This is a genomic window from Nonomuraea sp. NPDC047529, from assembly GCF_040642995.1.
GTDB lineage: Bacteria > Actinomycetota > Actinomycetes > Streptosporangiales > Streptosporangiaceae > Nonomuraea.
In genome coordinates this window covers 222,622-246,487 of record NZ_JBEYTJ010000002.1, presented here as the reverse complement: position 1 = coordinate 246,487, position 23,866 = coordinate 222,622, and the positions used below count along the sequence as shown (strand labels likewise).

Genomic DNA, 23,866 nt, shown 5'->3' with positions numbered 1-23,866 from the left:
TTCCCCGGCCCGGCCGCGGCGTACCGGAGGCGCCGAGCCGGGCCTGAGGGGAACCCTGAGGGAGGTCAGGCCGTCGAGAAGGTGAACCAGTTGACGTTGACGAAGTCGGCGGGCTGGCCGCTGCTGAAGGTCAGGTAGACGGTGTGCGTGCCGGTCACCCCGCCTATGTTGGCCGGAACCGTGCGCCAGCTCTGCCAGCCGCCCGTGTTCGCCAGCGCGAAGTCGCCGATCGGCGGCGCGGACGGGCTGTCCAGCCGCACCTGCACCAGCCCGCTCACACCGGCCGCGGCCCCCGACGCCACCCTGGCCTTGAACTGGAGGGCGGGCTCGGAGCCGAAGTTCACGCCGTCGTAGCGCAGCCAGTCGCCGTTGGCGATCGCGCCGACGTTCTGGCCGCCGCCGGTGTCGGTGGTGGTCTCGACGATGGTGCCCGACTGGCCCTGGTAGCGCTCGGCCTGGATGGTGGAGCGCGCGTCCACGCCGCCCGGGACGGTGGGGGTCACGGTCGGGGTCGCGGTCGGGGTGGAGACCGTGCCGCTCTGCCAGACGGCCACGTAGTCCACCAGCATCGGATGCCCCGGGACGGTCGCCGCCGTCGGCGTGCCCGTGCCGGCCAGGGCGTTGGGGAACGCGCCGCCCATCGCCAGGTTGAGCAGCAGGAAGTAGCCGCCGTGCCCGGTCATGTTGTTCCAGGTGGTGGCGTCGAGCTGGTTCTGGCTCACGCTGTGGAACTGCTGGCCGTCGACGTACCAGCGCAGCTGGTTCGGGCTGGCGGCGCGGTCCCACTCGAAGCGGTAGGTGTGGAAGGCCGACTGGCAGGTGGAGCCTGGGCAGGCCCGGCTCGCGCCGAGGCCGGTCGTCTCGTTGCAGGGCCCGCCGGGGTTGACGCCGCAGTGGAGCACGCCCCACACGGAGTTGAGGCCGTTGACGTTCTCCATGATGTCGAACTCGCCGATGCCCGGCCAGTTCCAGTAGTTCCCCCGGTACGGCGCCCCGAGCGCCCAGAACGCCGGCCAGTAGCCGAGCGCCGCCTGACCGGTCACGTTCGGCATCTGGATCCTGCCCTCGATCCGCAGGACGCGTCCGGCGGCCGGCTTGAAGTCGGCCCGCCTGGTCTCGATGCGGGCCGAGGTCCACTCGCCCGAGCCGCTGCGCAGGGGCGTGATGCGCAGGTTGCCGGAGCCGTCGAGGCCGAGGTTGGACGTGCCGGCGGTGTAGTTCTGGACCTCGCCGGTGCCCCAGTTGCCCGGCCCGCCGGGGTAGCCGTGCCCGGTGTCGACGATCCACTCGGCGGACGAGGGCGGCGTGCCCGCCGAGCCGTTGAAGTCGTCGGACCAGACCAGCGACCAGCCGGACGGCGTGGACGGCACGGACGCCGAGGCGCTGACGGCCACTTTGACGAGCAGGCCGGTGAGTGCCACGAGCACCACCGTCACGGCCACCAGGCGGCGCCGGTGCCGGATCTCTGTTGTCATCCCAGCTCCATGGGGGGTGTGGAGTCGAGCGAGAGAGCGCTCTCTTGACGCGACGTAAACACGCCTTTGACCGCGTGTCAATACGGGAGAGCGCTCCAGGATCGGGCGTCGCGGCCGGTTCCGGGCGCGGACGCGAAACGGCGGCCACCGGCGCCCTGGTCGGGAGCCCGTGACCGCCGTCGTGCCCGGCGTCGTGTCCGGAGGGGGAGGTGGCCGCTCAGCCCTTCTCCGCCTCGCCGGTGGCCTGTTCGAGCGCGTCCTCGGGCGAGGCCTCAAGGTCCTGCTCGGCGTCGGCGCCGGCCTGCGCAGAGGCCTTGTCCAGACGCACCCAGCTCGTCACGCTCTCCACCGCGAACAGCACGAACAGGTACGCCGTCAGCACCGCGAGCACCGGCGTCAGCCAGCCCAGCGCCGCGCCCGCACCGATGATCAGCAGGCGCAGCTCCCAGCCGAGCCCCGCGTGGAACACCCACGCGGGCGGCCAGATGCTCTGCCGGGTGCGGTAGACGGTGTCGTAGGTGTGGTAGCCCACCACGTAGACCAGCACGAACAGCAGCCACTTCGGCGCGCCGGCGGCCAGGCCGATCGCGATCATGGCGAGGAACTCGGTGCCGCGCAGCAGCGGCGGGGTGAGCCAGTCGAAGCGGCCCAGGTGGTCGCGCGGCGCGGTCGGCAGCACGAGCAGCAGCGTGATCGCCACCGGCACGAGCAGCAGCGGCCCCTTGTCGGGCAGCCCGACGACGGTGACGGCGACGACGGCGAGCAGCGCCACGAGCGTGGCGGGCACGGGCGGCAGGCCCTTGCCCAGCTTGCCCGCCAGGGCGTGCACGAGCGGGCCGTCGTCGCGGTAGGCGAGCAGGCGGGCGGTCTGGATGCGGCGGCGTTCCTCGTCGGGGTCCGGCGTGGGGGTGGCCATGGCCTGCGGTTGAGTGATCATACGAGCGACCTCATGAGGCGTCCGGTGAGGGTGTAGGCGGCGGCGACGGAGCCCCAGATCACGAGGGTGAGGAAAGTGATCCGGGCGTCGAAGAGGGCGGCGGTGATCGCGATGGCCGCGAACCGCTCGCCGATGGGGAACACGATCATCTTCCGCGCCCAGTGGACCGCGCGGAACTTGCCCGCCCTGGTCCACATCTTGAGCACACCGCGCAGGCCCTGGCTGCGCTCTGCCTTGCGCCGCTCCAGCGCCTTGCGCAGGTCGCGGTCGTCGGGGGCGTCGAGCGGGAGGGTGGGGAGCTGCCCGGGCGGCTTGCGCCGGTTGGAGATGCCGAAGGAGAAGTCGAGCAGGTGGCGTACGGACTGGAGCCCGATGGCGGCCAGCGCCAGGATCCAGATGTCGTCGCCGTTGCCCGAGACGACCCAGCCGACGGCCAGACCGGCGAAGACCACGTATTCCTTGAAGCGGTCGAAGGTGGCGTCGAGCCAGGCCCCCAGCACGCCGAACTTTCGGGCGTAGCGGGCCACCTGGCCGTCGACGCAGTCGAAGACGAAGGCGAAGTAGATCAGCAGGCCGCCGGCGACCATCCACGGACGGTCGCCGGTGGCGAAGCAGGCGGCCGCGGCCACGCCGAGCGTGATCGAGATCAGCGTCACCTGGTTGGGCGTCAGCCCGCGCCGCGCCGCCCAGCGGGCGATGAAGCGCGAGTAGGTGGAGACGAAGTAGGTGGTGAAGAAGCCGTCGGCGCCCTTGACCGCGTTGTTGAGCCGGGCGCGGTCCTCGTTCATGCCGGCCATCTCGGAGCCGGCCTCGTTGACCTCCTCCTGCGTGCTCACCCGGCGGTAGAACAGGTCGCGGCGGCCGCGCACGCCGACCGACACGCCGTTGCGCACCAGGCCGAACACGAGGAGCTGGACGAGGTCGTCGTCCTTGCCGAAGCGGCCGGCCATCTGGGCCAGCTCGCGGCAGGTCTGCGCGAGCACGGGGGCGTTGCGGGCGCTGATGTGCAGCGGGCCGAGCACCACCGCGTTGGGCCTGGTCACCGCGTGGTTGGCGGTGCCGACCGACACGACGCGGGACTTGCCGACGCGGGCGCGCACCGGCAGCCCTTCGAGGCGGCCGTAGCCGATCTCCGGATCGGCCTCGTCGATCGGTACGGTGTCCTCCTGCGCCTCCTCGGTCACCTCCAGCCGCGGCTCCTTGGCCACGAGCGCCAGCGCGCCGCGCTTGGCCTTGCTGATCTGGTAGATCAGCTCGTCGTGGACGACCGAGTTCTGGGGGATGATGAAGAGGTTCTCCGTTGCCGAATCTGCGACGTCGGCCAGGGCGCGCAGGGCGGCGGCCACGTCGCCGGTCTCGATCGTGGCCGGCCGCGGGTCATAGGAAGCGAGCTGGCTTCGCAGCCGCTCGGCCACGGTGGGATTGCCGGGCAGCGCGGCCAGCCTCAGGCCGGTCGGAGAGGTGTCGGGGCCGGGCGAAGAGCCCAGCAGGACCACGCGGGTCATGACTCCCTTTCGAGGCAGTAGCGGGGGGTTGAACAACGGGTGATGCGGGGACAGACGTCAAAGTCTAGTGACGGCAGGGCAAAGTCGCGTCACAAGAGCATGCCCGGAACATGCCTCGCGTGCGGCCGTAAGATGGGCAAGTGAGTCTCTACCGCGACGAAGGCGTCGTCCTGCGGACGCAGAAACTCGGTGAGGCCGATCGCATCGTCACCGTTCTGGCCAAGCGCACCGGCAAGATCCGGGCGGTGGCGAGGGGCGTGCGCCGCACCAAGTCCCGCTTCGGCGCGCGGCTGGAGCCGTTCACGCACGTCGACCTCCAGCTCCACACCGGCCGCACGCTCGACGTGGTCACGCAGGCGGAGACCATCAGGCCCTATGGCGAGGCGCTGGCCGTCGACTATCCCCGTTACACCGCGGGCAGCGCCATGCTGGAGACGGCCGACCGGCTGACCCACGGCGAGAAGGAGCCGGCGCTGCGGCAGTTCCTGCTGCTGGTCGGCGGGCTGCGCACGCTGTCCGAGCGCGTCCACGAGGCCAGGCTGGTGCTCGACGCGTACTTCCTGCGCTCGCTGGCGGTGGCCGGCTACGCGCCCGCGCTGGAGGCGTGCGCCAAGTGCCAGGCCCCGGCGGTCAGGGCCTTCGCCATCGTCGCGGGCGGCGTGGTGTGCGGGGCGTGCCGCCCGGCGGGCTCGGCGGTGCCGGCGGGGGAGACGATCGGGCTCATGACGGCGCTGCTGCGCGGCGACTGGGCCACCGCCGACGCCTCGGAGTCGCGTCACCGCAGCGAGTGCAGCGGTCTGGTCGCCGCATATCTGCAATGGCATCTCGAACACGGAATACGCTCTCTGCGACACGTCGAAAGGGAGCATGCGTGAACGTCCGGCCTCCGACCCCTCATCCGTCAGGCGCGACCCCGCCGCCGATCCCGCGTGACCTCGTGCCCCGGCACGTCGCCGTCGTGATGGACGGCAACGGCCGCTGGGCCAAGGCGCGCGGCCTGCCCCGCACCGAGGGCCACAAGGCGGGCGAGTCCTCGCTGTTCGACGTCATCGAGGGGGCTCTTGAGCTGGGCGTGCCCTACCTGAGCGCCTACGCCTTCTCCACGGAGAACTGGAAGCGCTCGCCCGACGAGGTGCGCTTCCTCATGGGCTTCAACCGCGACGTGATCAGGCGGCGGCGCGACGAGCTCAACGCCATGGGCGTGCGGGTGCGCTGGGCGGGCCGTCCGGGGCGGTTGTGGAAGAGCGTGATCTCCGAGTTGCAGACCGCCGAGCAGATGACCGTCGGCAACAGCAAGCTGACGTTGCAGTTCTGCGTCAACTACGGCGGCCAGGCCGAGATCGTCGATGCGGCGGTCAAGCTGGCGGCCGACATCGCGGCGGGGCGGGTCAAGCCGTCCAAGGTGAACGAGAAGGTGTTCGCCCGCTACCTCGACGAGCCGGAGATCCCGCCGGTCGACCTGTTCCTGCGCTCCTCCGGCGAGCAGCGCTTCTCCAACTTCCTGCTGTGGCAGTCGGCCTACGCCGAGATGGTCTTCCTCGACCGGCTCTGGCCCGACTTCGACCGCCGCGACCTGTGGGAGGCGTGCGAGACGTACGCCAAGCGCGACCGCCGCTACGGCGGCGCGATCCCCAACCAGGTCCCCGGCGCCTAGGAAAACCCCGAGTGCACCTCCGCTGAGCTGCCGCACTGGACGGCGACTATACGCTGATATAGCGTCCTACTCGTTCGGGTAGTCAACTGTACGAGCGAATAGTCATGAGGCAGATCATGAGCGACGCCATCTCGGTGGCCGGACTCGTCAAGGCGTACGGCCGGACCAGGGCCCTCGACGGCCTCGACCTGACCGTGCGCACCGGCGAGGTGCACGGTTTCCTGGGCCCCAACGGCGCGGGCAAGAGCACCACGATCCGCATCCTGCTCGGCCTCGCGCGGGCCGACGCGGGCAGTGTCCGCCTGCTCGGCGGCGACCCCTGGCGCGAGGCCGCCGAGCTGCACCGTCGCCTGGCGTACGTGCCGGGCGACGTCACGCTCTGGCCGGACCTGTCCGGCGGCGAGGTCATCGACCTGCTGGGCCGGCTGCGCGGCGGCCTCGACCGCGGGCGCAGGAACGACCTGCTCGACCGGTTCGGCCTCGACCCGCGCAAGAAGGGCCGGGCCTACTCCAAGGGCAACCGGCAGAAGGTCGCGCTGGTCGCGGCGCTCGCCTCCGACGCCGAGCTGCTGCTGCTCGACGAGCCGACCTCCGGGCTCGACCCGCTCATGGAGGAGACGTTCCGGGAGGTCGTCAGGGAGGAGCGGCGGCGCGGCGACCGTACCGTGCTGCTGTCCAGCCACGTCCTGTCCGAGGTCGAGGCCCTGTGCGACCGGGTCACGATCATCCGCGACGGGCGCGCGGTCGAGAGCGGCACCCTGGCCGGCCTGCGCCACCTGACCCGCACCACCGTCCACGCCGAGCTCGACCGGCCCGCCGAAGGGCTGGCCGGGCTGCCCGGCGTGCACGACCTGCGCGCGGAGGACGGCCGGGTGCGGTTCGACGTGGACGCGGACGCGCTCGGCGCGGCGCTGCGCAGCCTGACCGCGGCGGGCGTGCGCACCCTGGACAGCCGCCCGCCCACGCTGGAGGAGCTGTTCCTGCGCCACTACGAGGGCGGCCGGCGGGCGGAGGCCGTGCGATGAGCGGCACCGGGACGCTCGTCCGCCTGGCGCTGCGCCGCGAGCGTGCCGTCGCCCCCTGGTGGTTCCTGCTGCTCGTGGCCCTGAGCCTGGCGATGGTCGGCTACATCAACCGGAACATGGGCACCTACGAGCTGAAGCTCGCCTACACCGACGTCGTCCGCCATTACGCCTTCTTCCGGGCGCTCGGCGGTGGGGTCGTCGAACCGCGCCTGGAGGTGCTGGCGACCTGGCGCAGCGGCGGCTTCCTCTACGTGATCAACGCGTTCGCCGCCCTGATGACGGTCGTGCGGCACACCCGCAGGGAGGAGGACGCGGGCCGGACCGAACTGGTGCGTGCGGGCGTGGTCGGCCGCCGGGCGCCGCTCGGCGCGGCCCTGCTGGTCGCCGGGGCGACCAGCCTGACCGGCGGGGCGCTGACCGCCGCCGCCCTGCTCGCCGCCGGCCTCGAACCCGTCGGCACGCTCGCCTACGGCGCCGCCGTCGTGGTGGCGGGCTGGGTGTTCGCGGGCGTCGCCGCCGTCGCGGCGCAACTGGCGCGCGACGCCCGTACCGCCACGGTCATCGGCCTGTACGCCCTCGGCCTCGCCTACGTCCTGCGCTACGCCGCCGACGCGAGCGACCGGCCCTGGCTCAAGGCCCTGTCACCGCTCGGCTGGAGCCACCTGGTGGACGCCTACCGGGACGAGCGGTGGTGGCTGCTCGGCGTGTCCACGCTGGCCGCCGGGGCGCTGTGCGCGGTGGCGTACGCGCTGCTCGGCCGCCGCGACCTCGGCTCGGGCCTGCTGCCGGAACGTCCGGGCAAGGAGGAGGCCCCCGGGCTGCGCGGCCCGGTCTCGCTGGCCTGGCGGCTGCACCGCGGCCTGCTGCTGAAGTGGGCGGCCGGGACGGCGGCGTTCGCGGCGGTGGGCGGCGCGATGGGCCCGCTGGCCAAGGACGTCCTGGCCCGCCCGAGCGTCGTGGTCACCAACATCACGACCCTGCTCGGCGTCCCGGCGGCCGACGCCCTCGACGGGTACATGTGGTACTACCTGCTGATCCTCGCCTACGGCATCGCGCTCTACCCGGTGCTCATGATCATGCGGCTGCGCGCCGAGGAGACCTCGGGCCGCGCCGACCACGTGCAGTCCACGCCCCTGACCCGGGTCCGCTGGGCGGCCGGGCACCTGGCGGTGGCCGCGCTCGGCACGGTCGCGCTGCTGGCGCTGGCCGCCCTCGTCTTCAGTGCCGTGTACGCCGCGCTCCTCGGCGACCTCGCGGGCACCGCGCCGCGCTTCCTGGCCGCCGCGCTCAGCCAGGCTCCGGCGGCCTGGTGCGTCGGCGCGGTCTGCCTGACGGCCTACGGGCTGCTGCCGCGGGCGAGCGTGCCGCTGTGCTGGGCGGCCTGGGTCCTGACCGCCCTGCTTGGCCAGGTCGTCGCCCCCTTCTACGGGGTGTGGGGCGGCACGCCGTTCGAGCCGTTCCACTACCTGCCGAACATCATGGCGGGGCAGGCGTTCGGCACGGCGCCCGAGCTGACGCTGCTCGCCCTGACGGCCGCGCTCACGGCCGGCGGGCTGTTCGCCCTGCGGCGGCGCGACGTCGGCTGAGGAACGTGGCTCGACGGCGGGATTGGGAATTCTGTCACGCGGGTCAGGCTGAGAGCGGGTGAAGGCGGGTACAACCCGTTCCCCCACGAAGAAGGAGGGCCGATGATCCCAGGTTGCGGCTCGTGCAACTGCTCCGACGTCTTCGCCACCGCCAAGCCGCCGTGGTGGCAGACGTCCAGCGAAGCGCCCTGAATCCGGCGCGGCTGCCGCCCGCCCCCGGTCATCGCGGGGGCGGGCGGTTCGCGTGATCGGGGACGGTCAGGCGCGGCGGCGGGCGCGGTAGGCGGCGACGTGCATGCGGTTGCCGCAGGTGCGGCTGTCGCAGTAGACCCGGGAGCGGTTGCGGGACTCGTCCACGAACACGCGGTCGCAGTCGGGGGCCGAGCACGTGCGCAGGCGTTCCATCTCGCCCTCCACCAGCAGGTGCGCCAGCGCCACGCCGCAGTCGGCGGCCATGTGCTCGGCCAGTGTGGCGTCGGTGGCGAAGTAGTGGACGTGCAGCGGATGGCCGTCGTGCTCGGTCAGCCTGGGCGTGATGCGCGTCTCGGCGAGCAGCGCGTTGAGGGTGCGCACGGCGCTCGCCACGTCGGAGGCCGTGAACACCCGGTGGAACGCCTCGCGCACCATGCGGACCTGGCCGAGGTCGCGGGCCGTCAGCGCGCCGATGCCGCTGATCTGCCGGGACTCCACGAAGGTTTGCAGCTCGGCCAGGCTGGCCAGGTCGTCGTCGCCGCCGGTGGACGGCGAGGTGTTGACCAGGTCGACAACGGTCGCCAAAGAATGCACCATGTCATGGCCAAACGGCATGTTGACTCCTGTCGGGGCCGGTTCTAGCGTGGTCGCAGCGTATCTCTCCCATGGGGCTCGGGGGGTTTCCATGAGTGCATATCGGCGTATCGTCCTGATCGCGATCGCCGGAGCACTGATCATCTCCACCTCCGCGCCGCTGGTGCGCATGTCCGGGGTGTCGCCCGCGACGTCGGCGTTGTTCCGCTGCGCGTACGCGGTGCCGCCCATGCTCCTGCTCGCCTGGCTCGAACGGCGGAAGCTGGGGCCCCTGCCTTGGAAGAGCGCGTGGCGGGCCTGGGCCGCGGGCGCGCTGTTCTCGCTCGACCTGCTGTTCTGGCACCAGTCGATCAAGTGGGTCGGCGCGGGCCTGGCGACCGTGCTGGGCAACCTTCAGGTGTTCATCGTGGCCTTCGCCGCCTGGGGCATCTTCCGCGAGCGCCCCTCCAACCGGCTCATGGCGAGCACGCCGATCGTCTTCGGCGGGGTCGTGCTGATCTCCGGCGTGTTCGACGGCGCGGCGTACGGGCTCGACCCCGTCATGGGGGCGGCCACCGGGATGGCGACCTCGGTCGTGTACGCCGCGTACCTGCTGCTCATGAAGGCCGGCCCGGGACGGACGGCGGGTCCGCTGGCGCAGGCGACCGTCGTGGCCACCGTGCTGATCGCGGCGCTCAGCCCGCTGTTCGGCGGGGCCGACCTGGCGCCGGCATGGCCGGCGCACGGGTGGCTGCTGCTGCTCGCCCTGGGGCCGCAGGTGGTGGGGTGGCTGCTGATCACGTACTCGCTGCCCAGGCAGCCCGCGGCGCTCACCGCGCTGCTGCTGCTCGTGCAGCCGATGACCACCGTCGCCGTCTCCACCCTCACGCTGGGGGAGCGGCCCTCGGCGCTGCAACTGGCCGGATGCGCCGCGGTCGTGCTCGGCGTCCTGTACGGCTCCCGCGGCCCTCAGCCCACCCGGGCCGGCGCCGAGCAGGACGAGCAGGTGCCGAAGACCTCGACCGTGTGAGTGATCTCGGTGAAGCCGTGGTCGCTGCCCACCGCCTCGGCCCAGCGCTCGACGGCCGGCCCGGCCACCTCGACCGTGTGGCCGCAACGACGGCACACCAGGTGATGGTGATGGTCGTCGCTGGCGCACGCGCGGTAGACGGACTCGCCCTCGTCGGTGCGCAGCACGTCGACCTGGCCGCAGTCGGCCAGCGCCTGCAGCGCCCGGTAGACGGTGGTCAGCCCGATCTTGGCGCCGTGCAGGCGCATCTCGGCATAGACGTCCTGGGCGCTGCGGAACCCCTCGCTCCCGCGAAGGGTGTCGTGCACGGCATCGCGCCTCGTCGTCATGCGACCTCCTCGACACGGACTTGTGGTCGCCGGCTCACTGGGGACTCCTGGATACGGCCTCGCCGTACGAATTTACCGACAGCGAGGGCCAGGACGAAGCCGGCGAGGGCGAGAAGCACGATCGCCGCGCCCGGAGGCACCCGCGACGACATCGTCGAGGCGAGCAGCCCGCCCACCGAGGCGAGCACGCCGAACAGCATCGCCAGCCCCATCGTGGCCCGGAAACCCCGGGTGAGCTGCTGGCTCGTGGCCACCGGGATCACCATCAGCGCGCTGACCAGCAGCAGGCCGACCACCCGCATGGCGATGACCACGGTGAGCGCGGCGGTGACCGCGATCAGCAGGCTGAGGAAGCGCACCGGCAGGCCGCTGGCCCTGGCCATCTCCTCGTCCTGGCAGAGCACGAACAGCTCCCTGCCGAAGACGACGACCACGCCGATCACCGCCACGGCCAGCGCGCCGATGATCCAGATGTCCTGCTGGGTGACGCTGGCGATGGCGCCGAACAGGTAGGAGTTGAGCTTGGCGTTGCTGCCGCCGGGCGCGATGCCCATGAGCATGACGCCGCCCGCGATGCCGCCGTAGAACAGCAGGGCGAGCGCGACGTCGCCGCTGGTCCGGCCCCGGGCCCTGACCAGCTCGATCGCCACCGCGCCCAGCACGGAGACGACCACGGCCGTCAGCACCGGCGCCGTGCCGGTCAGGAAGCCCAGCGCCACGCCGGTCAGCGCGACGTGCCCGATGCCGTCGCCGAGCAGCGACAGCCTGCGCTGCACGATGAACGTGCCCACCGCGGGCGCGCACAGCCCCACCAGCAGCGCGGCGATCAGCGCGAGCTGGAAGAGGTTCTCCTGCAGAAGCTCGATCATCGTGGTTCTCCCTGCCGTCCGGTCGGCGGTCCGGCGTGCGGATGTCGGTGCTCGTGTCCCGGCCCGGCGTGCTCGCCGCCGGTCCGCGGCGGCTCGCCGTCGTGCGCGACGCGGCCCTCCCGGACCACGACGCCGCGCGTGATCAGCGGCTCCAGCGGGCCTAGCTCGTGGGCGACCAGGACGATCGTCTTGCCGTCGCGGACCAGGCCTGTCAGCGTGCCGGCCAGGAGTTGCTGGGTCTCGGCGTCCACGCCCGCGGTGGGCTCGTCCATCACGTACGTGTCGGGCTCGCCGGCCAGGGCGCGGGCGATGAGCACGCGCTGCTGCTGGCCGCCCGAGAGCGACTGCACGGGGTCGCCGGCCCGGCCGGTCAGGTCGACCGCGTCCAGGGCGTGGGCGACCGCCGCCCGGTCGGCCGCGCTGGTCCTGCGCAGCCGGCTCTGCCGGGCGACGCGGCCCGAGGCCACGACCTCGCGGACCGTGGCGGGCACGCCGCCGCCGACCTGGAGGCGCTGGGGCACGTAGCCGATGCGCCACCAGTCGCGGAACCTGGCGGGCGGGGAGCCGTACAGGAGGGTCCGGCCGCCGGACAGCGGGGTGAGGCCGAGCAGCGCGCGGACCAGGGTGGACTTGCCCGAGCCGTTGGCGCCCAGGAGCGCCACGACCTCGCCGGGACGGACGGTCAGGTCGATGCCGCGCAGGATCTGCCGGCCGTCGAAGCCGACCCGGCCGTCGGTCATCGCGAAGGCCGTCTCGCTCATGCCGCACACCCCAGCGCCGTCCGGAGGGTCTCCAGGTTGCCGCGCATGGCCGTCAGGTAGTCGCCGGCGGGCTTGCTCTCCAGCGGGTCGAGCACGGCCGTCTTCGCGCCGACCTCGCCGGCCAGCACCTCGGCCACCTTCGGGCTGACCAGGGACTCGGTGAAGATCGTGGTGGCGCCCTCGGACCTGGCCAGCGCGGCCACCTCCGACAGGCGCTTCGGCGACGGCTCGGTCTCGGGGTCGAGCGTGATGCCCACCTGCTTGAGCTTGTAGCGGTCGGCCAGGTAGCCGAACGCCTCGTGCGCGGTGATCAGGGTCTTTCCCGCGCAGGCGGCCAGGCCCTTGGCGAACTCCTGGTCGAGGCCGCCCAGCACGCCCGCCGCCTTGGCGGCGCGGTCCTCGTACGCCTGCGCGTGGGCGGGGTCGGCGGCGGCCAGGCGCTCGCCCAGCTTGCCGGCGACCGTGGCCAGCCGGGACGGGTCGAGCCAGATGTGCGGGTCGTAGGAGACGTTGTGCTCCGCTGCGTGCTCTTCCGCGTGCCCCTCCTCACCGGCGTGCCCGCCCGCCGGGATCGTCGTGACGACGGCGGCGGCGTCGAAGGCCGTGTCGCCGGAGACGGCGTCGTCGACGGCGGGCTGCACGCCCTTGACGTAGACCGTGAGCGCGGCGTCCTGGAGCTTGGTCATCTGCTGGATGCCCAGCTCCAGGTCGTGCGGCTCGACGCCGGGCGCGGTCAGGACGGTCACGTTCGCGTCGGGCCCGGCCACCTGCTCCGTGAGCCACTGGAGCGGGTAGAAGGCGGCGATCACTTCGGGCCTGCCGTCCGCGGCGGTCTCCGCCGACCCGGCGCCGCAGGCGGACGTGGCCAGCAGGGCTGCTCCGGCGAGGAAGGTTACGGCGCGCATTGGGGGCGTACGGGACATCACGCCCTCAAGTATGGAGGAAAATGAAAATGATTGTCAAAATCTCCGGCGGGCCGGACTAGAACGCCCCAAACCGGTCAGCCGCCAGGATCGCCAGGAAGACCACCATCGCGACCCGCAGCAGCCGCCCGCCGACGCCCAGCGACGGCCACGACAGGTACGCCAGCCAGCCGACGAACGCCAGCGCCGCCAGCGCCGCCACGCCGCCCAGCCAGTTGCCCACCGCGAAGGCGGCCAGCAGCAGGATCACCAGCACGGCGGGCGTCGCCCACCTGGGCACCTGCGTGAACAGGAACGTCATCGGGATCGCGCTGCGCCGCTCGACGGCCTTGCGGACGCCGCTCGCGCCCGGCGTGAAGAACTGCTCGCCCTGGGGCAGCGGGCGCTTGTTTTTGGAGGCCACGTCGAGAGCCTATGGGAGTTCGCGTGACAGCAGGGTGCGCACCTCTAGGCTGGGCTGGTGCTCGCCGTGATCCGATACACCGTGCCAGAGTCCCAGTCTCAGGACTTCCTCAAGCAGGGCCACGCCATCCTCGACACCTTCGCCGCCCAGCCGGGCTACCGGCGCGGGCGGCTGGCCCGTTCGGTCGACGAGCCCAATCTGTGGGCGCTGATCAGCGAATGGGAGGGCGCGGGGTTCTACCGGAGGGCGCTGTCGGCCTCCAGGATGGTCATGTACCCGTTGATGATCCTCATGGTCAACGAACCCAGCGCGTACGAGGACGTGTACACGCAAGAGGGTGCGTAGCGTTACTCGCGCGCGAGACCGGGTGAGCGTCCCCTAAGCTGGGATCTCATCGAATTCACTCGCCGACCTCCAGCCGGAAAGAGACGCAACCAAAATGGCACGACGCACCGACGTCATGGACACCATCGTCAGCCTCGCCAAGCGCCGCGGGCTCGTTTACCCGTCGAGCGAGATCTACGGCGGACTTCGCGCGTCGTGGGACTACGGTCCTCTGGGCATCGAGCTGAAGAACAACGTCAAGCGGCAGTGGTGGCTGTCGATGGTCCAGTCGCGCGACGACGTGGTGGGCCTCGACTCCTGCGTCATCCTGGCCCCCGAGGTCTGGCGGGCCAGCGGCCACGTCGAGACCTTCACCGACCCGCTGACCGAGTGCCAGTCGTGCCACAAGCGTTTCCGCGCCGACCATCTCGTCGAGGCGTACGAGGAGAAGAACGGCAAGGAGCCCGACAACGGCCTGGCCGACGTCACCTGCCCCAACTGCGGCAACAAGGGCACCTTCACCGAGCCCCGGCAGTTCAGCGGCCTGCTCAAGACCTTCCTCGGCCCGGTCGAGGACGAGTCGGGCCTGGCCTACCTCCGTCCGGAGACCGCGCAGGGCATCTTCATCAACTACCTCAACGTGCAGCAGTCGGCGCGCAAGAAGGTCCCGTTCGGCATCGGCCAGGTCGGCAAGTCCTTCCGCAACGAGATCACCCCGGGCAACTTCATCTTCCGCACCCGCGAGTTCGAGCAGATGGAGATGGAGTTCTTCGTCAAGCCCGGCACCGACGAGGAGTGGCACCAGTACTGGATCGACGAGCGCTTCCGCTGGTACTCCGACCTGGGCATCAACAAGGACAACCTGCGCCTGTACGAGCACCCGCAGGAGAAGCTGTCCCACTACGCCAAGCGCACCGTCGACGTCGAGTACCGCTTCAACTTCCAGGGCTCGGAGTGGGGCGAGCTGGAGGGCATCGCCAACCGCACCGACTTCGACCTCACCGCCCACTCCAAGGCGTCGGGCGTCGACCTGAGCTTCTTCGAGCAGGACACCGGTGAGCGTTATGTCCCCTACGTCATCGAGCCGGCCGCCGGCGTCGACCGGGCCACGCTGACCTTCCTGCTCGACGCCTACACCGAGGACGAGGCGCCCAACGCCAAGGGCGTCCTGGAGAAGCGCACGGTGCTGCGGCTCGACCACCGGCTTGCGCCGGTCAAGGCCGCGGTGCTGCCGCTGTCGCGCAACGCCGACCTGTCGCCGAAGGCCCGCGACCTGGCCGCGCAGCTGCGCAGGCGGTGGAACGTCGAGTTCGACGACGCGGGCGCGATCGGCCGCCGCTACCGCCGCCAGGACGAGATCGGCACCCCGTTCTGCATCACCGTCGACTTCGACACCCTCGAAGACCACGCGGTGACGATCCGCGAGCGCGACAGCATGGCCCAGGAGCGCATCGCCATCGACCAGGTCGACTCCTACCTGCGTCAGCGCCTCAACGACTGACCTCGGCACCACCAGCGCCGCCCCGGCTTCGGCCGCGGGCGGCGCTCGCCGTTTGAGGCCCCGCCGGTTCAGGACAGGTGGCGGCCGAACCAGGTCAGCACGTAGTCGTAGGCCTGCGCGGCGGCCCGCGCGTCGTAGCGGGCGCCGGTGTCGTTGAAGAAGGCGTGGCCGACGCCCGGGACGGTCACCAGCTCGTGGGTGAGCCCGGCCTTCGTCAGCGCCGTCTCGGCCGCGTCCCTGGTGGCGTTGACGCGGTCGTCCTGCTCGGCGTAGATCGCCAGGACGGACGCCCGCGCGCCGGTCAGATCGGCGTCGTCGGGCAGCGGGCCGTAGAAGGGCGCGGCGGCGGCCAGCCGGTCCTCCCCGGACGACAGCAGCAGCCACGTCATCCCGCCGCCGAAGCAGAAGCCGATCATGCCCAGCCGGACGCCCTCGGCCCGGTTCCGCAGCTCGCCGACGGCCGCCTTCATGTCGGCCACGAACCGTTCCTGCGGGATCTCGCCCAGCTTGGCCGTGACCTGCGCGGTGTCGGCGAACGCGGCCGTGCCGCCCTCGTGGGAGAGCAGGTCGGGCGCGAGGGCCGAGTAGCCGCTCGCGGCCAGGCGGCCGGCGACCGAGCGGATGTGGTCGGTCAGGCCGCGGTTCTCGTGCATGACCAGCACCGCGCCCTTGGGGTCGGCGGCCGGGGACCAGGCGGCCCGCAACGTGGTCCCGTCCGGGCCGGGGAAGGTGATCGCCTGTGTGGGGAGCGGCGGCGGGCCCGCGGGGGAGGCCGCGCCGGGCGGCGAGGCCGTCTGCGGCCCCGGGGGGCTCGCCGGGTCGGTGTCCGGGGTGGCGCCGCAGGCGGCGAGGAGAGCAGTGGCGGCGGGGAGGGCGAGCCCGAGAAGGCCCAGGCGGCGCAGGGCCTCGCGCCGCGAGATCAGGCCCTCAACGTGATCGAGTGCCACTTCTTCTGCCAAATATCGCTGGAAGGGCGTCATGGTCGAAAGATCTAACTGTCAACACCGAAAAATCGTGTAAAGGCGATAGTTATGTGGTTTTTCGCGGGTGTTTGGTGCAGTGTTGCCGGGCCGGGAAGGCCGATCCGACCCATGGCGTGACACCCCATCCGGAACTAGGGTCAAGATCATGCGACTGCTGGTGGTCGAGGACGAGGAAGACCTGGTCGACGCGTTACGGGTGGGTCTGGTCCGGGCGGGCTACGCGGTGGACGTGGCCTACGACGCGCCGTCGGCGCACGAGAAGCTGGAGGTCAACACCTACGACCTGGTCCTGCTCGACCTGAACCTGCCCGGCGGCGACGGCTTCCAGCTCTGCCGCTCGGTACGTGCCGCCGGCCGCGGCGTGCGGATCATCATGGTGACCGCCCGCGACCGCCTCGACGACCGGGTACGCGGCCTCGACGAGGGCGCCGACGACTACCTGGTCAAGCCGTTCGCCTTCCCCGAGCTGCTGGCCCGGGTACGGGCGCTGCTGCGCAGGGACACCGGCGGCACCGCCGTGCTCCAGGTGGGCGGGCTGCGCATCGACACCGCCCGCATGGAGGTCTCCCTCGACGGCCGCTCCCTGGCCCTGACCCCCAAGGAGTACGGCGTGCTGCACTACCTGATGACCCGTCCCGGCCACGTCGTCTCCACCGAGGAGCTGCTCGAACACGTCTGGGACGAGCACGCCGACCCGTTCACCAACACCGTCCGGGTCACCGTCGGCAACCTGCGCCGCAAGCTCCAGGAGGACGGCCTCATCGAGACGGTGATCAGCCGCGGCTACCGGCTCAAGGAGCCGGCGTGATCCACACCATCCGCTTCCGGCTCACCGTGCTCTACTCGGGGCTGCTGTTCGTGCTGGCCGCGCTGGTGCTCGGCGGCATCTACGCGGCCGTCTCCAAGACCACCGAGGAACGCCCGTACTCCACCGAGTACGCCAAGGCGTACCGCGGCAACCAGTACGTGGGCAAGCAGGAGGTCGTCTTCATCGAGGAGGTCGAGAACGAGGTCAACATCAGGACGCTGGCCACGCTGCGCGACTATTCGCTGGCCACCCTGGCCGGGCTCTACCTGGCGTCCCTGGGCATCGGATGGGTGCTGTCGGGGCGGGTGCTGCGTCCGGTGCGGTCGATCACGCGTACGACGGAGGAGATCCAGGCGACCGACCTGACCCGGCGGATCAGGCTGGGGGGCTCGCGCGACGAGCTCAAGGACCTGGCCGACACCATCGACACCATGCTCGACCGGCTGGAGGAGGCGTTCAGCGCGCAGCGCCGGCTCATCGACGACGCCTCGCACGAGCTGCGCAGCCCCCTGACGATCATCCGGGCCAACGTGGACGCCGTGCTCGCCTCGCCGGAGGCCAGCGACGAGGAGCGGGCCAGGGCCGTGCAGATCGTGGACCGGGCGACCACCCGCATGACCAGGCTCGTGGAGGACCTGCTGGCCAGCGCCCGGCGGCAGGCGACCGCATTCGCCGACACCGACCTCGACCTGGGCAGGGTGGCGCGGGAGGCGTGCGAGGAGTACGCGGCGCCGGCCGCCGCCCGCGGCCTGACGATCACCCGCGCGCTGGACCGGGACCTGGAGATGACCGGCGACCAGGACGCGCTGCGCCGCGCCGTGGCCAACCTGCTGTCCAACGCGGTGCGGCTGACCCCGCCGGGCGGCCGCGTCCGGGTCGGGGCCGGCCGGTCGGACGGCTGGTTGTGGGTCGCGGTCAGGGACGACGGCCCCGGGCTCGGCGCGGCGGAGCAGGAGCGGGTGTTCGACCGGTTCTGGCGCGGCGAGGCCAGCAGGCGCGACCGGCACACCGGCCTGGGCCTGGCCATCGTCCGGCAGATCGTGGAGTCGCACGGGGGGCGGGTGGCGGTGTTCTCCGCGCCCGGGCAGGGGGCCACGTTCGTGCTGTGGCTGCCGCCGCGCGACGGCGCGCCGGGCCCGTCGCCCGAGACCAACCCGATCCTCGCGTGACCCGGCCCCCACGCCTGCTCCAGGACGCGCCCGAGGCCCTCGTGCCTACTCCAGGACGCGCCCGACGAGCTGCCCCCGCCGGGCCACCGCCACGCAGTACGCCGTGCGGTGACGCGGCCACTCGGCCTCCAGCGGCGGCAGCGCGGTCACCTCGACGTCGCTCAGCCGTTCCTGCTTGACCCGCAGCCGCGGCGCGCAGAAGCTCTTGGCCTGCCGCCTGGCCTGCTCGGTGCCCGGCCACGGACCCTCCGGCACGACGTAGATCATGCCGAACTCGGCCCTGTGCGGGTTGCCGCACGGGACGAGCGTCGCGATCAGGTCGTCGGGGATCGACACCAGGCAGTCTCCAGGCCTGAGCTGGGTCGCGTGTCGCTGCTCCGCCCCCGGTAGCAGCGACCCTGCGGCGGGCTCGGGCGTTCCCGAGCCGCAGGCGGACAGCGCCAAAGCCAGGCAGGCGGCCATCAGGCCTCGTGGCGTCGTGCGGGGCATGCGAGCAGAGTGTCATGTCCCGATCACGTCCATATCGCGGAACGAGCCGAGCTGGGTCACGTTGAGCGATCATGCCGCCGGCGCCCCGGGCGGGGCCGCCCAGGTGCGTCACCGTGCCCATCGGCGGCCTTGGCGGGGCCCTGCACGACGCTTGGGCTCGGCGGGAGACGGCCGTGGCGACCTCCTGGCGCAGGTGTGATCCGATTCTGCGGCCCGGCTCCTCTTTCTCAAGAATTGGTGTAAACCAATTGGTATAAACCAATTTATCGGGTAGTGGTCCCTATAATTGGATTAGACCTGTGGTAGGCGTTTGACCTGCATAAACGATGACTTAACCGAGGAGTGCAGTTTCATCATCAATTTCGCCGGTAGAGTCCGGGACAGAAGCGTTGGATTGGAGCTGTGGTGGCCAAGTACGTTTACGACTTCACCGAGGGCAACAGGAATCTCAAGGATCTTCTCGGTGGAAAGGGCGCGAATCTCGCCGAGATGATGAATCTCGGGCTGCCCGTCCCCCCCGGATTCACGATCACCACTGAAGCCTGCCGTCACTACCTGGCGGAAGGCGCTCTTCCCGACGGCCTGGAGCGCGAGGTCGCCGAGCACCTGGACGCCCTGGAGGCCCAGATGGGCCGCCGCCTCGGGCAGGCCGACGACCCCCTCCTGGTCAGCGTACGGTCGGGCGCGAAGTTCTCCATGCCGGGCATGATGGAGACGGTCCTCAACATCGGGCTCAACGACGAGTCGGTCCACGGCCTGGCCAAGCAGGCCGGCGGCAACGACCGCTTCGCCTGGGACTCCTACCGGCGGCTGATCCAGATGTTCGGCAAGACCGTCCTCGGCCTCGACGGCGACCTGTTCGAGCACGCGCTCGACGAGCTGAAGGGCCGCCGCCAGGACACCGACCTCGACGCCGGCGAGCTGCAGGGCCTCGTGGAGACCTACAAGGGCATCGTCCGGGAGCAGACCGGCAAGGACTTCCCCGCCGACCCCCGCGAGCAGATGCGGCTGGCCGTCATGGCGGTCTTCGACTCCTGGAACGCCCCGCGCGCCATCCTCTACCGCCGCCAGGAGCGCATCCCCGCCGACCTCGGCACCGCCGTCAACATCGTGGCCATGGTCTTCGGCAACGTCGGCAACGACTCCGGCACCGGCGTCGCCTTCACCCGCGACCCCGGCTCCGGCCAGCAGGGCATCTACGGCGACTACCTGCAGAACGCCCAGGGCGAGGACGTCGTCGCCGGCATCCGCAACACCATCCCGCTGCAAGAGCTCGAACGCCTCGACAAGCCCTCCTACGACGAGCTGCTGCAGATCATGGAGACGCTGGAGAACCACTACAAGGACCTGTGCGACATCGAGTTCACGATCGAGCGCGGCAAGCTGTGGATGCTCCAGACCCGCGTCGGCAAGCGCACCGCCGCGGCCGCGTTCTGCATCGCCACCCAGCTCGTCGACCAGGGCCTGATCACCCTGGACGAGGCCGTCACCCGCGTCACCGGCGACCAGCTCGCCCAGCTCATGTTCCCCCGCTTCGACGGCGGCGCCGAGAAGAAGAAGATCGCCAAGGGCATGAACGCCTCGCCGGGCGCCGCCGTCGGCAAGGTCGTCTTCTCCTCCGAGCGCGCCGTCGAGCTGGCCGGCCGGGGCGAGGACGTCATCCTCGTCCGCCGCGAGACCAACCCCGACGACCTGGCCGGCATGATCGCCGCCAAGGGCATCCTGACCAGCCGCGGTGGCAAGACCTCGCACGCGGCCGTGGTCGCCCGCGGCATGGGCAAGACGTGCGTGTGCGGCGCCGAGGAGCTGGACGTCTCCACCGGCGAGCGCAGGTTCACCGCGCCCGGCGGCGAGGTCGTCTCCGAGGGGGACGTGATCTCCATCGACGGCACCACCGGCGAGGTCTACCTCGGCGAGGTCCCGGTCGTGGACTCGGCGGTGGTCGAGTACTTCGAGGGCGCGCAGCCGGACGACGACCTGGTCAGGGCCGTGGACCGGATCATGGCCCACGCCGACTCCGTCCGGCGGCTGCGGGTGCGCGCCAACGCCGACACCCCCGAGGACGCCGCGCGGGCCCGCCGCTTCGGCGCCCAGGGCATCGGCCTGTGCCGCACCGAGCACATGTTCCTCGGCGAGCGCCGCCGGCTCGTGGAGGACCTCGTCCTGGCCGACGGCGACGAGGAGCGGCAGGCCGCGCTCGACGCCCTCGAACCCCTCCAGAAGGCCGACTTCATCGGCATCTTCAAGGCCATGGGCGGCGACCCCGTCACCATCCGGCTCATCGACCCGCCCCTGCACGAGTTCCTGCCCGACCTCGTGGACCTGGCGGTCAAGGTGGCCACCTCGCCCGACGTGACCGACAAGGACCGCAGGCTGCTGGCCGCCGTCAAGCGGCTGCACGAGCAGAACCCGATGCTGGGCCTGCGCGGTGTGCGCCTCGGCCTGGTGATCCCCGGGCTGTTCGCCATGCAGGTGCGGGCGATCGCCCAGGCCGCGGCCGAGGTCCCGGGCGCGCGTCCGGAGATCATGATCCCGCTGGTGGCGGCCGTCCAGGAGCTGGAGTCCGTACGCGAGGAGGCGGCCGGGATCCTCGCGGAGACCGGCGTCGAGGCGCTGATCGGCACGATGATCGAGGTGCCGAGGGCGGCGCTGACGGCGGGCCAGATCGCCGAGGCCGCCGAGTTCTTCTCCTTCGGCACGAACGACCTGACCCAGATGACCTGGGGCTTCAGCCGCGACGACGTGGAGGCCGCGTTCTTCTCGCGCTACCTGGAGCTCGGCATCTTCGGCGTCAGCCCGTTCGAGACCCTCGACCGCGACGGCGTCGGCCGGCTGGTCAGGATCGCCGTCGAGGAGGGCCGCGCCGCCCGTCCCGACCTGCACGTGGGCATCTGCGGCGAGCACGGCGGCGACCCCGACTCGGTGCACTTCTGCCACGAGGTCGGCCTCGACTACGTCTCCTGCTCCCCGTTCCGCATCCCGGTGGCCCGGCTGGAGGCCGGTCGCGCCGCCCTGGCCGACACCGACTCCGACACCCGCTGACCCGCCCGGCGGCCGGGCCCGGCCCCGGCCGCCTCCCGCGCGCTACCCGCGCCGCCGGTTGGCCAGCACCACGGCGGTGAACACCACGAGCCCGATCAGGAGGAAGAAGAGCACGAAGCCGATGATGATCTCCGGGACGCCTAGGTTCACGACGGGTTCCCTCCCTGCCGGCGCTCCCTGGAGGAGCGCTCCTCGGGACGGATCCTAGGAACGGCCGGTTGAGGATCTGTTGACTTCTTGTCGACAGACCCGGAGATCACCTCAAAACCGGTCATTGCGATACTTTCCGCCATGGAAAATCTCGTGGACTGGGAGCTGCGCACCGCCGGGCCGGACGAGGTCGAGGCGATCGCGGAACTGCGGGCGACGGTGATGCGCCCCGACCTGGAGCGGCTGGGCCGCTACGACGAGCACCGGGTGCGTCAGCGGTTCCGGGACTCCTTCTCTCCCGGCCACACCTCCGTCATCCTGGCCGGCGGCGCCTTCGCGGGCTGCGTCACCCTGCGCCCCGCCGAGGACGGCCGCTGGCTGGAGCACTTCTACCTCGACCCCGCCCTCCAGGGACGCGGGCTCGGCTCGGCCGTCCTGCGGACGCTGCTGGACCGCGCGGACGCCGAGGGCGCGCCCGTACGCCTGATCGTGCTGCGGGGCAGCGCCGCCCAGCGGCTCTACGAACGGCACGGCTTCACCGTCGAGGGCGAGGACCAGGTGGACGTCCTCATGGTCCGACGGCCGGCCGCGAGCCTTCCCACGCCCGGCTAGCGGGGCAGGGCCTCCTCCAGGGGCACGTAGTCGTGCCGCATCCCGTGGTCGCCCAGCCACTTCCGCAGCCCGGCCACCGCCTCCGGATCGCCGGCGACCCTGGCCGCGTACTCGGCCAGGGCCACCTCCTCGCCGTCGTCGTACAGCAGCCGGGCGGGGCCCGACCAGGACAGCGTCCACCTGGCCTCGCCGAGCTGGATCAGCACCGCCTCCAGCGCCTGCCCCAGCACCCCGGCGAGCAGCGTCTCGGACGGCTTCCAGCCCAGCTCGCGCAGCTGCCCGGCCAGCTCGGCCCCCCGGCCCCTGGCGATCGCCTCGAAGGCCGCGTCGAGGTAGGGGCGCGTGGCCCCCATTACCCGCTGCCCCGCCACCGCCAGGTCGCGCAGGGCCTCGGCGTTGCGCCCGGCGTACATGCCCTGGGCCACCAGCTCGTCCCACGGCACCGGACGGAGCCCGGCCAGCGCCTCCGGCGTCCACATCGACCGCTCCACCGCCTCGGCCGCCACGTCGGGGTCGCGCAGCAGCGTCAGCGCCGGACGCGGATCGGGGACGTGCTCCGGCTCCGGCAGGTTCGCGATGGCGGCCAGGCGGTCGGCCAGGCTGGGATGGGAGTCGTACGGCGAGACGTCCTCGGGCCGCTCGCCGAGTCGGGCGATCTCGGCCTGCCGGCCGGGGTCGTTCATCAGCGCGTGGAAGCCGCCGAACACCGAGGCGGGCCGGGAGCCGCCCACACCGGTCAGCGACAGGTAGTCGCCGACGTACAGGTCCCAGCCCAGGGCGGTGTCGTGGATCTTGCGGAGCGCGCCCGACATGGCCTGTCGCCCGCCGATCGCCACCGCGAACTCGTCGGCCTCCAGCTCCTGCCGGCGCGACACGGCCTGGGAGACCCGCAGGTAGAGCTTGGCGTACCCGGCGAAGAGCCGTTGGATGAGCGGATGGTTGCCGAGCCCCTGCACGGTCGCGATCAGCGAGACCCGCCCCCGGTAGACCGGCGCGCCCAGCCGCGTGTGGGCCCCGCTGTAGTGCCCCAGCTCGTGCCCGAGCACGGCGCGCAGCTCGTCGACGGTGAGGGTCTGCAGCAGCGGCAGGCCGATGAACATCCGCCGCCGCGTCGCGCGCAAACCCAGGAACCGGGTGTCCTCCGAGACCGCCGCGTTCACCTCGGGGACCAGCCGGATCTCGTCGGGCGGCGCGGTGCGCACCCGCCGGGACAGGTCCTCCACCACCTGCCAGAGCGCGGGCTCGTGCTCGCGCCCCACCTGCACGCCCGGCTGCTCGCCCCCCTGGCGGCGGCCGACCATGAACAGCGCCCGCACCAGCGCGCCCGCCGCCAGCGTGAGCACGATCGCGGCCTTCAGCGCCGTGGCGTGGAAGTCCACCAGCAGCAGGACGTCGAAGAACACGGCGGCCGCCAGGATGATGCCGACCAGCACGTAGAAGCCGGCGAGCAGACTGAAGGCCAGCACCGCTCGGAACGCTGTCGTCATGGGGGAGGGCTCCCGGGGAAGGGGTTCTCGCGAGGCTTG

Annotated in this window: 23 protein-coding genes; 11 read left to right on the top strand and 12 right to left on the bottom strand. The window is 71.8% G+C overall.

Features of this window, described 5'->3' with window-relative positions; translation table 11 throughout:
- Positions 1 to 65 precede the first annotated feature (65 nt).
- The 3 genes from ABZ815_RS04735 to ABZ815_RS04725 all read right to left on the bottom strand — a co-directional run bounded on the left by ABZ815_RS04735 (position 66) and on the right by ABZ815_RS04725 (position 3,917).
- Positions 66 to 1,475, bottom strand: a complete 1,410-nt coding sequence (locus ABZ815_RS04735) for a glycoside hydrolase family 16 protein (RefSeq protein ID WP_357693984.1) — start codon at positions 1,473 to 1,475, stop codon at positions 66 to 68.
- A 217-nt stretch (positions 1,476 to 1,692) separates the two neighbouring features.
- Positions 1,693 to 2,412, bottom strand: coding sequence for a DUF5941 domain-containing protein (locus ABZ815_RS04730; protein ID WP_352323408.1), 720 nt, complete (start codon positions 2,410 to 2,412; stop codon positions 1,693 to 1,695).
- Positions 2,409 to 3,917: a CDP-alcohol phosphatidyltransferase family protein gene (locus tag ABZ815_RS04725; protein WP_357693980.1), complete on the bottom strand. Its 1,509-nt coding sequence runs from the start codon at positions 3,915 to 3,917 to the stop codon at positions 2,409 to 2,411. Before ABZ815_RS04725 ends, ABZ815_RS04730 begins: the two co-directional genes overlap by 4 nt.
- A 140-nt stretch (positions 3,918 to 4,057) precedes the next feature.
- On the opposite strand from ABZ815_RS04725, the gene recO reads away from it, so the two are divergent.
- From recO to ABZ815_RS04705, 4 genes are all read left to right on the top strand, one after another.
- Positions 4,058 to 4,792: a DNA repair protein RecO gene (recO, locus tag ABZ815_RS04720; protein WP_357693977.1), complete on the top strand. Its 735-nt coding sequence runs from the start codon at positions 4,058 to 4,060 to the stop codon at positions 4,790 to 4,792.
- On the top strand, positions 4,789 to 5,571 hold the full coding sequence (locus tag ABZ815_RS04715) for an isoprenyl transferase (RefSeq protein ID WP_357693975.1): 783 nt from the start codon (positions 4,789 to 4,791) through the stop codon (positions 5,569 to 5,571). The genes recO and ABZ815_RS04715 overlap by 4 nt, the downstream gene beginning before the upstream one ends.
- A gap of 116 nt (positions 5,572 to 5,687) precedes the next feature.
- Positions 5,688 to 6,596 carry an ABC transporter ATP-binding protein gene (locus ABZ815_RS04710; RefSeq protein ID WP_357693972.1) on the top strand — a complete coding sequence of 303 codons (909 nt, stop codon included), beginning with the start codon at positions 5,688 to 5,690 and terminating at the stop codon, positions 6,594 to 6,596.
- Positions 6,593 to 8,182, top strand: coding sequence for a polyketide antibiotic transporter (locus ABZ815_RS04705; RefSeq protein ID WP_357693970.1), 1,590 nt, complete (start codon positions 6,593 to 6,595; stop codon positions 8,180 to 8,182). Before ABZ815_RS04710 ends, ABZ815_RS04705 begins: the two co-directional genes overlap by 4 nt.
- A 258-nt stretch (positions 8,183 to 8,440) precedes the next feature.
- On the opposite strand, the gene ABZ815_RS04700 is transcribed toward ABZ815_RS04705, so the two are convergent.
- Positions 8,441 to 8,968, bottom strand: coding sequence for a CGNR zinc finger domain-containing protein (locus ABZ815_RS04700; RefSeq protein ID WP_357694645.1), 528 nt, complete (start codon positions 8,966 to 8,968; stop codon positions 8,441 to 8,443).
- Between the two features lie 91 nt (positions 8,969 to 9,059).
- Here ABZ815_RS04700 and ABZ815_RS04695 point away from each other — a divergent pair, with 91 nt between their 5' ends.
- Positions 9,060 to 9,977: a DMT family transporter gene (locus ABZ815_RS04695; protein ID WP_357693967.1), complete on the top strand. Its 918-nt coding sequence runs from the start codon at positions 9,060 to 9,062 to the stop codon at positions 9,975 to 9,977.
- Here the strand turns inward: ABZ815_RS04695 and ABZ815_RS04690 are convergent.
- From ABZ815_RS04690 to ABZ815_RS04670, 5 genes are all read right to left on the bottom strand, one after another.
- A complete protein-coding gene (locus ABZ815_RS04690) occupies positions 9,917 to 10,306 on the bottom strand; it encodes a transcriptional repressor (RefSeq protein WP_357693965.1) in 390 nt (129 codons plus the stop codon). The two genes, ABZ815_RS04695 and ABZ815_RS04690, sit on opposite strands and share 61 nt — an antisense overlap.
- Entirely contained in the window at positions 10,303 to 11,175 is an 873-nt protein-coding gene (locus ABZ815_RS04685) for a metal ABC transporter permease (protein WP_357693962.1), read from the bottom strand. The genes ABZ815_RS04690 and ABZ815_RS04685 overlap by 4 nt, the downstream gene beginning before the upstream one ends.
- Positions 11,172 to 11,936 (bottom strand): metal ABC transporter ATP-binding protein, encoded by a 765-nt coding sequence (locus ABZ815_RS04680; RefSeq protein ID WP_357693959.1) that lies wholly within the window; start codon positions 11,934 to 11,936, stop codon positions 11,172 to 11,174. Before ABZ815_RS04680 ends, ABZ815_RS04685 begins: the two co-directional genes overlap by 4 nt.
- Positions 11,933 to 12,841: a zinc ABC transporter substrate-binding protein gene (locus ABZ815_RS04675; protein WP_357693957.1), complete on the bottom strand. Its 909-nt coding sequence runs from the start codon at positions 12,839 to 12,841 to the stop codon at positions 11,933 to 11,935. The genes ABZ815_RS04680 and ABZ815_RS04675 overlap by 4 nt, the downstream gene beginning before the upstream one ends.
- Before the next feature lie 76 nt (positions 12,842 to 12,917).
- Complete coding sequence (locus tag ABZ815_RS04670; protein ID WP_357693954.1) at positions 12,918 to 13,262, bottom strand: DUF6703 family protein; 345 nt, start codon at positions 13,260 to 13,262, stop codon at positions 12,918 to 12,920.
- 57 nt (positions 13,263 to 13,319) lie between these two features.
- Here ABZ815_RS04670 and ABZ815_RS04665 point away from each other — a divergent pair, with 57 nt between their 5' ends.
- Positions 13,320 to 13,607 carry an antibiotic biosynthesis monooxygenase gene (locus ABZ815_RS04665; RefSeq protein ID WP_357693952.1) on the top strand — a complete coding sequence of 96 codons (288 nt, stop codon included), beginning with the start codon at positions 13,320 to 13,322 and terminating at the stop codon, positions 13,605 to 13,607.
- A gap of 94 nt (positions 13,608 to 13,701) precedes the next feature.
- The gene (locus tag ABZ815_RS04660; RefSeq protein WP_357693950.1) at positions 13,702 to 15,087 is read left to right on the top strand and encodes a glycine--tRNA ligase; all 1,386 of its coding nucleotides are present in this window, start codon (positions 13,702 to 13,704) and stop codon (positions 15,085 to 15,087) included.
- A gap of 68 nt (positions 15,088 to 15,155) precedes the next feature.
- On the opposite strand, the gene ABZ815_RS04655 is transcribed toward ABZ815_RS04660, so the two are convergent.
- The gene (locus ABZ815_RS04655) at positions 15,156 to 16,034 is read right to left on the bottom strand and encodes a dienelactone hydrolase family protein (protein ID WP_357693949.1); all 879 of its coding nucleotides are present in this window, start codon (positions 16,032 to 16,034) and stop codon (positions 15,156 to 15,158) included.
- A gap of 181 nt (positions 16,035 to 16,215) precedes the next feature.
- Between ABZ815_RS04655 and ABZ815_RS04650 the strand changes: the two genes are divergently transcribed.
- Together ABZ815_RS04650 and ABZ815_RS04645 are read left to right on the top strand one after the other, a co-directional pair.
- Complete coding sequence (locus tag ABZ815_RS04650) at positions 16,216 to 16,878, top strand: response regulator transcription factor (RefSeq protein ID WP_357693948.1); 663 nt, start codon at positions 16,216 to 16,218, stop codon at positions 16,876 to 16,878.
- Positions 16,875 to 18,047 (top strand): HAMP domain-containing sensor histidine kinase, encoded by a 1,173-nt coding sequence (locus ABZ815_RS04645; protein WP_357693946.1) that lies wholly within the window; start codon positions 16,875 to 16,877, stop codon positions 18,045 to 18,047. Before ABZ815_RS04650 ends, ABZ815_RS04645 begins: the two co-directional genes overlap by 4 nt.
- A gap of 45 nt (positions 18,048 to 18,092) precedes the next feature.
- Here ABZ815_RS04645 and ABZ815_RS04640 read toward each other — a convergent pair whose 3' ends face one another.
- Positions 18,093 to 18,536: a hypothetical protein gene (locus tag ABZ815_RS04640; protein WP_357693944.1), complete on the bottom strand. Its 444-nt coding sequence runs from the start codon at positions 18,534 to 18,536 to the stop codon at positions 18,093 to 18,095.
- Between the two features lie 405 nt (positions 18,537 to 18,941).
- Between ABZ815_RS04640 and ppdK the strand changes: the two genes are divergently transcribed.
- Positions 18,942 to 21,578: a pyruvate, phosphate dikinase gene (gene ppdK, locus ABZ815_RS04635; RefSeq protein WP_357693942.1), complete on the top strand. Its 2,637-nt coding sequence runs from the start codon at positions 18,942 to 18,944 to the stop codon at positions 21,576 to 21,578.
- Positions 21,579 to 21,869: 291 nt separating this feature from the next.
- Positions 21,870 to 22,340, top strand: a complete 471-nt coding sequence (locus ABZ815_RS04630) for a GNAT family N-acetyltransferase (protein WP_357693939.1) — start codon at positions 21,870 to 21,872, stop codon at positions 22,338 to 22,340.
- On the opposite strand, the gene ABZ815_RS04625 is transcribed toward ABZ815_RS04630, so the two are convergent.
- On the bottom strand, positions 22,337 to 23,827 hold the full coding sequence (locus ABZ815_RS04625; RefSeq protein ID WP_357693937.1) for a M48 family metallopeptidase: 1,491 nt from the start codon (positions 23,825 to 23,827) through the stop codon (positions 22,337 to 22,339). The genes ABZ815_RS04630 and ABZ815_RS04625 overlap by 4 nt on opposite strands.
- Between the last annotated feature and the right edge of the window lie 39 nt (positions 23,828 to 23,866).

Bases quoted from the DNA above. Each gene is read 5' to 3' on its own strand.
- ABZ815_RS04705 (WP_357693970.1), top strand. From the start codon at position 6,593: ATGAGCGGCACCGGGACGCTCGTCCGCCTGGCGCTGCGCCGCGAGCGT.
- ABZ815_RS04725 (WP_357693980.1), bottom strand. From the start codon at position 3,917: ATGACCCGCGTGGTCCTGCTGGGCTCTTCGCCCGGCCCCGACACCTCT.
- ABZ815_RS04695 (WP_357693967.1), top strand. From the start codon at position 9,060: ATGAGTGCATATCGGCGTATCGTCCTGATCGCGATCGCCGGAGCACTG.
- ABZ815_RS04710 (WP_357693972.1), top strand. From the start codon at position 5,688: ATGAGCGACGCCATCTCGGTGGCCGGACTCGTCAAGGCGTACGGCCGG.
- ABZ815_RS04675 (WP_357693957.1), bottom strand. From the start codon at position 12,841: ATGCGCGCCGTAACCTTCCTCGCCGGAGCAGCCCTGCTGGCCACGTCC.
- ABZ815_RS04650 (WP_357693948.1), top strand. From the start codon at position 16,216: ATGCGACTGCTGGTGGTCGAGGACGAGGAAGACCTGGTCGACGCGTTA.
- ABZ815_RS04690 (WP_357693965.1), bottom strand. From the start codon at position 10,306: ATGACGACGAGGCGCGATGCCGTGCACGACACCCTTCGCGGGAGCGAG.
- ABZ815_RS04735 (WP_357693984.1), bottom strand. From the start codon at position 1,475: ATGACAACAGAGATCCGGCACCGGCGCCGCCTGGTGGCCGTGACGGTG.
- ABZ815_RS04625 (WP_357693937.1), bottom strand. From the start codon at position 23,827: ATGACGACAGCGTTCCGAGCGGTGCTGGCCTTCAGTCTGCTCGCCGGC.
- ABZ815_RS04680 (WP_357693959.1), bottom strand. From the start codon at position 11,936: ATGAGCGAGACGGCCTTCGCGATGACCGACGGCCGGGTCGGCTTCGAC.
- ABZ815_RS04660 (WP_357693950.1), top strand. From the start codon at position 13,702: ATGGCACGACGCACCGACGTCATGGACACCATCGTCAGCCTCGCCAAG.
- ABZ815_RS04640 (WP_357693944.1), bottom strand. From the start codon at position 18,536: ATGCCCCGCACGACGCCACGAGGCCTGATGGCCGCCTGCCTGGCTTTG.
- ABZ815_RS04685 (WP_357693962.1), bottom strand. From the start codon at position 11,175: ATGATCGAGCTTCTGCAGGAGAACCTCTTCCAGCTCGCGCTGATCGCC.
- ABZ815_RS04730 (WP_352323408.1), bottom strand. From the start codon at position 2,412: ATGATCACTCAACCGCAGGCCATGGCCACCCCCACGCCGGACCCCGAC.
- ABZ815_RS04630 (WP_357693939.1), top strand. From the start codon at position 21,870: ATGGAAAATCTCGTGGACTGGGAGCTGCGCACCGCCGGGCCGGACGAG.